The organism is Chitinophaga sp., from assembly GCF_035564935.1.
GTDB lineage: Bacteria > Bacteroidota > Bacteroidia > Chitinophagales > Chitinophagaceae > Chitinophaga.
This window is the reverse complement of record NZ_DATMTE010000421.1, coordinates 1-2,061: the sequence shown is the minus strand read 5'-3', so window position 1 is coordinate 2,061 and position 2,061 is coordinate 1. Positions and strand designations below refer to the sequence as shown.

2 protein-coding genes are annotated in these 2,061 nt (G+C 43.9%); both read right to left on the bottom strand.

Features of this window, described 5'->3' with window-relative positions; genetic code table 11:
• Nucleotides 1–103: 103 nt before the first annotated feature.
• Entirely contained in the window at nt 104–271 is a 168-nt protein-coding gene (locus VN105_RS10985) for a hypothetical protein (RefSeq protein ID WP_325640760.1), read from the bottom strand.
• A 50-nt stretch (nt 272–321) separates the two neighbouring features.
• Complete coding sequence (locus VN105_RS10980) at nt 322–1,164, bottom strand: energy transducer TonB (protein WP_325640758.1); 843 nt, start codon at nt 1,162–1,164, stop codon at nt 322–324.
• Between the last annotated feature and the right edge of the window lie 897 nt (nt 1,165–2,061).

Sequence of the window (2,061 nt, the reverse complement as noted above, 5' to 3'; positions counted from 1 at the left end):
GCTAAAGAAGAAGACTAAGCGGCTGTTAAATTAATAATTATTATGGTAATTTATTAGTTTTTTGATTTTTGTTTGACATAAAGTAATAATGTTTGAATATTATCTAATAAGAAGCGGCGGTATTAAAAGCAATCCCGGCCGCTACATGCGGGCCGGGACTGGTATCAGGAATCAGAATGCGCAGGTGAATGGAGGTAAGCGGGATAAACAGGATGATAAAATTTAAAGAGATAATAATACAGGAGGTCACACCGTCTGATAATGACAGCACTTTCCGGGTTATTAATTAAAACTTTAATTGAAATGAAGGAAAAGGGATGCTTAGTTATTGTTTAAACTGAAACGAACCGGCAGGTTAAAATATACGGCTACGTATTGTCCGTTCTGTTTGCCGGGTTTCCACTTTGGCATTTTGCTCACCACGCGGATGGCTTCTTCTTCCAGGCCGCCGCCTTTTACCGCACCCGTTGTTTTCACTTGGGAAATACTGCCATCGCGGTTTACCACGAACTGAATAAATATAGTGCCTTGTATTCCGTTGTCCTGGGCGATATGCGGGTACCGGATGTTATTGCCAAGATATTTTGCCAGTGCCGCTTCGCCACCAGGGAATTGAGGCATTATTTCCACGAAAGTATGCGGTATATCGGGATTACTGGCCGGGGGAGCCACTACCACACCGTTACCGCCGTTGCCATTAGCATTCAGATCAATGTCCATTCCTCCCTCTACCCCATCTGAAGTGGTAAATCCTACAACCGCATTCTGCAGGTCCGCATTCTTTGGAGGCATTTCATCCGGTGGTACGTCTGTATTAACAATCACTGGTGTGGTTGCCCTGATAGAGGCTGCCATTGGCGGGGGCGCCGAAGTTACCGGTGGTGGGGGAATGGTAACGGGAGGTTCCGGCGGCATTTCCAGTTTTTCCAGTTCAAGTATCTTTCTTTCTGTCAGCACTGGCCGGTGTACATTTTCAGCGGCCCTCAACGTGTTATTCAGCACGTAACCACCAATCATTACCAGCATAATAGAAGCGGTGCCCATTACTGCATTGCGAACGCGCCTGTCATAACGACTACGCAATTCATAGGCCCCATAATCTTTGTTCCTTCCATAGAAGAGAATGTCGAGGAAATCATTCCCCGGGATTTTAGCTGAGTCCATGGTAATATGTTTTTCAATTAGATGATGCAGTAAAATATTTTCCATAAGGTTTTTGAAAATATATTTCCCGGAGATGGGTAACGGGATGTGGTATATTATATTGGAACGGTGGAACGGGGTGTATAAAATAGAAGTCCCGACACGTGTCGGGACTTGCTGGCACTGGGGACCTTACCTGGAAACAAGTGGTTCCTTCATTTTAATCAGGCTTTCCGGAAAAAGTATAGACGTATACGTTATTATGTATAAGCCGGCTGCTTCCGGAAAATATCTTAATGAACGGTTGGCGGGAAGCAGTCTTTGATGATCCCGTAATGGCTTCAGTCCCTGGGGCAATCACCAACAAAACCCACCAGTAATGTTTGAGGCAACGCCCCTTTTGAACTGAAGTTGATCGTTTAATCTCAATGGATAGTAACCCAATTCTATTTCGTTACAAATACACTAAATTACGTGTATACGTATACGTTATATTATATCTTACAGCTGTTTAACCGGTTTGCCGGTAAAGGCATTGAGACCGGACAGCTGACATATATCTTCATGTTAATAAAAATGAGAGGGGCTTGGTTTAAGATCTCAGCTGACAAATGCCAGGAGGATGCGGGGAGGTACGTTGCTGATAAATTTACCACCAATAAATTTGCAGCACAACTTTCCCGCAAGCCTGACCAGGCATTCTATTTACAGCTTGCAGAACGCAAGATTTTTCTTTCAACAGCGGCTACAATAAGCGCCTGCTATCTGAATGTAACGGGAACAGGTGATATTTACCACGGTATTTTGCGTGTGGTAACGCATTCCACTAGTTAGCGTGTGCCTTTTCATAGTGTATTTTTATTTACACATTTTTCAATAATGATGGCAGCAACACCTTGCTGGTGGATCAAAGGATGC

Excerpts from the sequence above, each read along its gene's own strand:
- VN105_RS10980 (WP_325640758.1), bottom strand. The coding sequence starts at position 1,164 with ATGGACTCAGCTAAAATCCCGGGGAATGATTTCCTCGACATTCTCTTC.